Genomic DNA, 7,633 nt, shown 5'->3' on the forward strand with positions numbered 1-7,633 from the left:
CTTGGCGGAAGGTGCCTGGCATGTCCGAGGAACCATGGCTGCCGGAGCCGGAGGACGAGGCGGCCGGGCGGGTGACCGCCGCGCTGGAGGAGATCGGCCGCCGGGCCGGGTCCAGGTCCTTCGAGGAGCTGAGCGCCCAGGTGCGGCAGCTGGCCCTCGGGCAGCGCAGGCTGCGCCGGCTGCTGGACGCCGTGGTGGCCATGAGTGCGGACATGGACACCAGGGCCCTGCTCCAGCACATCGTGGACGTGGCCGCCGACCTGGTCGCGGCCCGCTACGGCGCCCTCGGGGTGCTCGGGGACTCCGGCGAGTTCGTCGACCTGATCACCGCGGGCGTGGACGCCGAACGGCTGAAGGGCGAGTCCGGGCTGCCGCAGAGCCACGGGCTGCTGGGCAGCCTGATCGCGGACCGCAGGCCGCTGCGCGTGGACGACGTGGCCTCCGACCCCCGCTCGATCGGCTTCCCCGAGGGCCACCCCGTGATGCGCACCCTCCTCGGGGTGCCCCTGACGGTGCGCGGGACGGTGTACGGCAACCTGTACCTCGCCGACAAGCACGACGGGACGCCGTTCGGCGACGACGACGAGGCACTGCTGACGGCGCTGGCCAGCGCGGCGGGCGTCAGCATCGAGAACGCCCGGCTGTACGAGCACCTCAAGCGGGCCACCGAGCAGTTCCAGCGCCGGATGCTGCCCGTCCTGCCCGATCTGGCGCCGCTGCGCATCGAGGCGCGCTACGAGCCCGCCTCCGAGCTGCCTCGGCTCGGCGGGGACTGGTACGACGCGACGCCGCTGCCCGACGGCGCCGTCTTCGTCGTCGTCGGCGACGTCACCGGCCACGACGTGGAGGCCGCGCCGCTGATGGGACAGATCCGCAACATGCTGCGCGCCCTGGCCTTCGACCGGTGCGGGCCGCCGAGCCTGGTCGTCGACACGCTCGACCGGGCACTGAGCACGTACGGCGACCCGACCGCGGCCACGCTGGTGGCGGCCCGGATCGAGCACGAGGCGGGCGTCGGTTACACCGTGCGCTGGACCAACGCCGGGCATCCGCCGCCGCTGCTGGTCACCGCCGACGGCACCGTGCACGTCCTGGCTCCCGAGCAGCACGGCATCCCGGTCGGCGTCGATCCGGCGCTGCCCCGCCCCGACCACAGCCGCCCGCTGCCCTGGGCGAGCACCCTGCTGCTGTTCACCGACGGCCTGATCGAGCGCCGCGGCCAGGACATCGACGCCGGCCTGCGGCAGCTGGCCGAACGCGCGGCCACCCTGGCCACCGCCCCGCTGCACGCGCTGTGCGACGCGCTCATCACCCGGCGGGACGCCTACGACGACGACGTCGCGCTGCTGGCGCTGCGGGTGCCGAGCTCCCCCGAGCGGCGGCCCCGGCCTCAGGAAGGGCAGCCCGGATCGTGATCGGACGGATCGGGGTCCTCACCGGTGCGCGCGTGCGGGGGCGGGTCGAAGTGGACGGTGATCTTCTCGAAGCCCTTGAAGGACTCGGTCGTCGCGTAGGACCGGTAGGCCCGCTGGTCGCCCGCGCTGAGGTGGACGCGCTCGGTGAACGGGCTGAGCAGGCTGCGGGGCCACAGCCGCATGCACCGCACGGCGCCGACCTCGGCCGTGAGGACGTAGACCAGTGCGCCGAGGTAGATCCAGGCGAGCAGGCCGAGCACGATACCGAACAGGCCGTACGTGGCCGTGGCGCCCTGGAGGACGTGGTCGACGTAGTACGTGCCGCCCCACAGCAGCGCCTGCCAGGCGCAGGCGGCGCCCAGCGCCGGACCGTACAGCACGCGCAGCGGCAGCCGACGCCGGGTCAGCAGCCGGTAGCTGGCGATCAGCAGCGCGGCGTTCAGCAGGACGGCCAGCGCTTCGGCGGCGATCCCGACCCCGACGGCCAGCCGGGCGCCGAACAGGCCCGACGCCCACTGCGCGGCAGTGGACAGGACGGTGGTGACGCACAGGCCGAGCGCGAGCAGCGACAGGAACTTCAGCCCCTTCCAGCGGGAGCGGAACGGGTCGGGCCGGGCATGCCGGGGCACGGCGAAGATCTTGTTCAGCGCGTGCTGGGCGGCCTGGGCGATGTTCAGCACGCCGTAGAGGCTGCCGGCCACGCCCACCGCGACGGCGATCGCGTTGCCCTGGAACGAGTGGATGTTGTGGACGAGCTGGTCACCGATCACGGGGAACTCTCTGAGGGCCGAGTTCAGGACCGCGTGCTGGAGGTGCGGGCTGCTGCTGAGGACGGCGCTGAGCACCGCGACGAGGAAGAGCAGCAGCGGGAAGAGCGCCAGGAAGCCGTAGTACGTGAGCAGGGCGGCCAGGTAGGCCGCCTGGTCGTCGTAGAACTTGTAGACCACGGCCAGCGGCAGCCCCGCCCAGCGGTGCCGTCGCTGGTAGGAGTCCACCCGGGCCAGCACTCCCATGCGCTCTCCCACACGGTCGGCCGTGGCTCGGCTGCCGCGCACACCGCCGCCCGTTCCAAGTGCCCTGGCCAGGGCGTCCCATGCCATACGGCCGGCTGGCGCTGCGGCCGGAAAGGTCAGCCGGTGAACCCTTCCGGCCGCAGCACTGGCCAGGGCGTGTTTCGAAAGTCCCGCGGGGCCCGCCCTCCGGGCGGAAGGCGCTGCTTTCGAAGAACGCCCTAGGTGAGGGACTCCCGGTCCGAGGCCGGCCACACGTACGGCAGGTCGTCCGGCACCCCCGGGAACAGGCCGGCGTACCGTTGCGGGTCCTTGCGCACCAGCGCGGAGCGGTGGCTGCGGTGCAGGGCCTCGTCGCCGAGCCAGGGCGGCAGCTCACCGGCGGCGGCCAGCTCGGCCTGCTCGCGCACGCCGAGGCCGGGGCGGCGGGCGGCCAGGTCGGCGACGAGCGTGGCGGCACAGCTGTCCTGGTGGCCGTGCTCGCGCCAGACGCGGCAGACGTCGAGCCCGTAGCGCACGAGGGCTTCCTCGTAACCGGCCCACATGCGCACGGCCGGATGCCGGCGCCATCCGTAGCCGGGAACGGTGAGCCCGCGCAGCACCTGCAGCGCCTCGACCCGCTGCTTGCCCAGTCTGCGTCGGTCGAGCACCCGCGCCGACTCGGTGAAGTCGGCGTACGGCAGGAACGTCTGCATGGCACCCCGCGGGAGGTCGTGGGCTTCCTCGTCGTCCGGGCAGTCTGCCGCCTTCCGGCGCCGCGGGGGCCGCGGGCTGCGCCGGACGGAGCAACCCGGGCAGCCCCAGGGGCGGAGGCCGAGTGAGGCGGGTGCCGGTGGTGGAAGGGATGGCGCACACGCGAACCGAGGAGGCCGGATGCCCGATGCCGTGGCCGAGGACGGCGTTGCCCGCGCCGGATCGGCCGTCGACGCCACCGCCGCGGACTCCGGCCCCGACGACGGGACCGGCTTCGCGCAGCTGTGCGCGGTGGCCGACGCCGTCCTGTACGAGGGCTACCTGCTCTACCCCTACCGCCGCTCCTCGCCCAAGAACCGGGTCCGCTGGCAGTTCGGGGTGCTGCTGCCCCGCGACCTGGTGGAGCGCGACGGGCCGGTCACACCCGGCCCGTCCGGTTCCGCCGACTCCTGGTACCAGCGCACGGAGTGCCTGCTGCGGGTCCTGCGGCCGGACGCCGTGCTGCGGGTGCGGGTGCGCTACCTCCAGGTGCTGCGCAAGCAGGTGGAGGAGGCCGGCCCGGACGGCCGGCACCGCCCGGTCGAGTCGCTGCGCACGGACGACGGTGCGGTGCACCTGACGTTCGACGAGGCGGTGCCGCGCGAGGTCGACGTCACCGCCGCCCTGGCCGACCTGCTCGACGGCACGGAGCACGCGGCCGCGGTGGGGTCGCCCGCCGGTACGCGGGCCGAGCCGCTGGCCGCCGGCGCCGGCCGCGTGGTGCGCCGGTGCGAGGAGGTACGGGCGCGCACCACGCTCACGGCCGAGCGGCTCGGCCCCGGCCTGGTCAGGCTGCGGGTGCGCACCGAGAACACGGGAACGGCCCCGGACCCGGGGGTCTGTCGCGACGAGGCGCTGCGCGGCGCGCTCGTCGCCGCGCACACCCTCGTCGGCGGTACGGGGGTGGAGTTCGTGTCCCTGATCGATCCGCCCGCGGAGCTGGCGGACCTCGTGCGCGGGTGCCGCAACGCGTTCACCTTCCCCGTGCTCGGCGGCGCGGAGCAGGCCGGTGACCGCCACGAGGGCGTCGCGGACATGCTGCTCTCCGCCCCGATCATCCTTCCCGACCGGCCGCAGGTGGCCCCCGAGAGCCCGGGCGACCTGCACGACGCCGCGGAGATCGACGAGATCCTGACGCTGCGCACCATGCTGCTGACGGACGCGGAGAAGGCCGAGGCACGCGCCACCGATCCGCGCGCGGCCGAGATCCTCGACCGGGTGGACACCATGCCCCCGGCAGTCTTCTCCCGCCTGCACGGCGCCATCCGCTCCCTGGCGCCCGCGGGACGTGAGCGTGCGGCGGTCACGGCCCCGTCGCCCGAGGCCGCCACCGACGTCCCGCGGCCCGGTGCGGCCCGGCCCGTCTGGTGGCGGGAGGGCGGTGACGACGGGCTGTCGCCGTCGACCGACATCGTGCTGGTCGACGGGGTGCCGGTGGGCGCCGGCAGCCGGGTGCGGCTGCGCCCGCGCCGCCGGGGCGCCGACGCGCAGGACATGTTCCTGGAGGGACGCGCGGCCCGTGTCGCCGCGCTCCGGCACGACGTGGACGGCAGCGTGCACCTCGCCGTCACCGTCGACGACGATCCGGCGGCCGAACTGCACAGCTGGTACGGCCGCTTCCACTACTTCCGCCCCGACGAGGTCGAGCCGCGGCACACGGACGGCGAGGAACGAGGTTCACTGACATGACGGCGACCGAGGCACACGCGGCCGGGCGCAAACCCGCGCAGATCGTGGACATGTCCTGGGATCCGATCACCCGGATCATCGGGAACCTGGGCATCTACACGAAGATCGACTTCGCCAACAGGGAGGTGGTGGACTGCCGTTCCACCTCGTCGCTGTTCCGCGGGTACTCCGTGTTCATGAAGGGCAAGGACCCGCGGGACGCCGGGTTCATCACCTCGCGCATCTGCGGCATCTGCGGCGACAACCACACCACCTGCTCCAACTACGCCCAGCAGATGGCCTACGGCGTGAAGCCGCCGCCGCTGGCCGAGCACATCACCAACCTCGGCGAGGCCGCCGAGTACATGTTCGACCACACGATCTTCCAGGACAACCTCGTCTTCGTCGACTTCTGCGAGGCCATGGTCAAGGCGACCAACCCCTCCGTCCTGGCCCGCGCGGAACGCACCCAGGCGCCCCGCGGCGACATCCACGGGTACCGCACCATCGCCGACATCATGCGCGCGTTCAACCCGTTCGAGGGCGAGGTGTACAAGGAGGCGCTGAAGGTCTCCCGGGTGACGCGGGAGATGTTCTGCCTGATGGAGGGCCGGCACGTCCACCCCTCCACCCTCTACCCGGGCGGGGTCGGCACCGTGCCCTCGCCGACCGCCTTCACCGACTACCTCTCCCGGCTCCTGCACGTCATCGACTTCGTCAAGCAGGCCGTCGCCATGAACGACGACGTCTTCGACTTCTTCTACGAGGCCCTGCCCGGGTACGAGGAGGTGGGCCGCCGCCGCATCCTGCTCGGCTGCTGGGGGGCGTTCCAGAACCCCGGCGTGGTCGACTACCGCTACGAGAACATGAACACCTGGGGCCGGGCGATGTACGTCACCCCGGGCATCGTCGTCGACGGCCGGCTGGTCACCAGCGACCTCGTCGACATCAACCTCGGCCTGCGGATCCTGCTCGGCTCGTCCTACTACGACGACTGGGCCGGCGAGCAGCCCTTCGTCACCCACGACCCGCTCGGCAACCCGGTGGACATGCGCCACCCGTGGAACCAGACCACCGTCCCGGTCCCGCAGAAACGCGACTTCGACGGCAACTACAGCTGGGTCATGAGCCCGCGCTGGTACGACCGGGGCAGCGGCGACCACCTGGCCCTGGACACCGGCGGCGGCCCGCTGGCCCGCCTGTGGTCCACCGCCCTCAACGGCCTCGTCGACACCCCGTACATCAAGGCCACCGGCCACAGCGTGCGCATCACCCTGCCCCGGGGCGACACCCTGCCGGAGACGACCCTGGAGTGGAAGATCCCCCAGTGGTCCAACACTCTCGAACGCGACCGGGCCCGCCCCTACTTCATCGCGTACGCCGCCGCCATGGCCCTGCAGTTCCTGGACGAGGCCATGGCACTGGTGCGGGCCGGGGAGACGAAGGTCTTCGAGAACTTCGAGGTGCCCGAGGAGGCGATCGGCTGCGGCTTCCACGAGGCGGTCCGCGGAGTCCTCTCCCACCACCTCGTCATCAAGGACAGGAAGATCGCCAACTACCACCCGTACCCGCCCACTCCCTGGAACGCCAGCCCCCGCGACCAGTACGGCACCCCCGGTCCCTACGAGGACGCCGTCCAGGGCCAGCCGATCTTCGAGGAGAACGGCCCCGACGACTTCAAGGGCGTCGACATCATGCGCACCGTCCGCAGCTTCGACCCGTGCCTGCCGTGCGGCGTGCACATGTACACCGGCAACGGCAGGACCCTCACCACCCTGCACTCCCCCACCTACGGGGCCTCCCATGGCTGAGGCGGCTGAGCGGTCCGTCTCCGGACGGCTCACGGATGACGAGGCCGAGGAGCGGCTGGCCCGGATCGACGGGCTGCTGGCCGAGCTGGAGTCCGCGCCGGGCCCGACCGTGCGCCGCGCGCTGGAGGCGGTGCGGCTGCTGAGCGAGGTCTACGGCGAGGCGCTGGCCCGGCTGCTCGACCACACGGGCGCGGAGCCGTCCGGGCGGCCGTCGCCGGGCGAGGACGAGCTGGTGGGGCATCTGCTGGTGCTCCACGGCATCCACCCCGAGCCCGCCGAGCGCCGGGCCGCGCGTGCCGTGGAGCGCCTGCGGCCCGCCGTGCGCGAGCGTGGCGGCGACGTGGAGTGGGCCGGGTTGGAGGGACGGGTGGCCCGGGTGCGGGTGAGCGAGGGCGGCGGTGGGTGCGGTGCGGGCTGCGGCGCGGCCTCCTCCCCTCTCCTGGAGGCCGTCCGTGAGGCGGTGCTCGCCGCAGCTCCCGAACTGGCCGCGGTGGAGCGGGTGCCGGAGCCGTCCGCGCGGCGGGCGGCCCCCGCGTTCGTCCCGCTGGACGCCCTGGCCCGGCCGGCCACCCGGGGGTGACGGTGCACGAGGTGTCGATCGCCACGGCCCTCGTGGAGCGGGCCGGGGAACTGGCCCTGGCCGAGGGCGCGGACACCGTCTCGGCGGTGACGGTGCGGGTGGGCGAGCTGTCCGGAGTGGTGCCCGACGCACTGGACTTCGCCTTCGAGGTGGTGCGCGCGGGCACCGCGCTGTCCGGGGCCCGGCTCGTCGTCGAGCCGGTGCCCGCGCGGGCGTACTGCGCCCCGTGCGCGGCCGAGTTCGCGGTGGGTATGCCGCCGTTCTTCTGGTGCCCGCGCTGCGACAGCCCCTCACAGGATCTGCGCAGCGGACGGGAGCTGGCCATCACGTCGATCGAGACAGCGTGAACAGCGGTGCATTGACGAGACGTCAGGTGTGAGCAACGGGACGGCGGCCCGTCGGTGCGCGGTGCACCGG

General features: G+C 73.4%; 7 protein-coding genes. 5 read left to right on the forward strand and 2 right to left on the reverse strand.

Going from position 1 to position 7,633, the window contains the following annotated elements; all coding sequences use genetic code 11:
• The first annotated feature begins 20 nt into the window (after positions 1-20).
• The gene (locus tag ACFC02_RS31260) at positions 21-1,415 is read left to right on the forward strand and encodes a PP2C family protein-serine/threonine phosphatase (RefSeq protein ID WP_376364607.1); all 1,395 of its coding nucleotides are present in this window, start codon (positions 21-23) and stop codon (positions 1,413-1,415) included.
• Here the strand turns inward: ACFC02_RS31260 and ACFC02_RS31265 are convergent.
• Entirely contained in the window at positions 1,391-2,428 is a 1,038-nt protein-coding gene (locus tag ACFC02_RS31265) for a YihY/virulence factor BrkB family protein (RefSeq protein WP_376364610.1), read from the reverse strand. The genes ACFC02_RS31260 and ACFC02_RS31265 overlap by 25 nt on opposite strands.
• A gap of 218 nt (positions 2,429-2,646) precedes the next feature.
• The gene (locus ACFC02_RS31270; protein WP_376364613.1) at positions 2,647-3,120 is read right to left on the reverse strand and encodes an MSMEG_6728 family protein; all 474 of its coding nucleotides are present in this window, start codon (positions 3,118-3,120) and stop codon (positions 2,647-2,649) included.
• Between the two features lie 178 nt (positions 3,121-3,298).
• Between ACFC02_RS31270 and ACFC02_RS31275 the strand changes: the two genes are divergently transcribed.
• The 4 genes from ACFC02_RS31275 to hypA are packed head-to-tail and all read left to right on the forward strand — an operon-like array spanning position 3,299 to position 7,563.
• A complete protein-coding gene (locus ACFC02_RS31275; protein ID WP_376364616.1) occupies positions 3,299-4,846 on the forward strand; it encodes a hypothetical protein in 1,548 nt (515 codons plus the stop codon).
• Positions 4,843-6,636 carry a nickel-dependent hydrogenase large subunit gene (locus tag ACFC02_RS31280; RefSeq protein ID WP_376364619.1) on the forward strand — a complete coding sequence of 598 codons (1,794 nt, stop codon included), beginning with the start codon at positions 4,843-4,845 and terminating at the stop codon, positions 6,634-6,636. Before ACFC02_RS31275 ends, ACFC02_RS31280 begins: the two co-directional genes overlap by 4 nt.
• Entirely contained in the window at positions 6,629-7,216 is a 588-nt protein-coding gene (locus ACFC02_RS31285) for a NifU family protein (RefSeq protein WP_376364623.1), read from the forward strand. Before ACFC02_RS31280 ends, ACFC02_RS31285 begins: the two co-directional genes overlap by 8 nt.
• Before the next feature lie 2 nt (positions 7,217-7,218).
• A complete protein-coding gene (gene hypA / locus ACFC02_RS31290) occupies positions 7,219-7,563 on the forward strand; it encodes a hydrogenase maturation nickel metallochaperone HypA (protein ID WP_360961549.1) in 345 nt (114 codons plus the stop codon).
• The last annotated feature ends 70 nt before the right edge of the window (positions 7,564-7,633 follow it).

It is taken from the genome of Streptomyces sp. NPDC056160, from assembly GCF_042268205.1.
Lineage (GTDB): Bacteria > Actinomycetota > Actinomycetes > Streptomycetales > Streptomycetaceae > Streptomyces.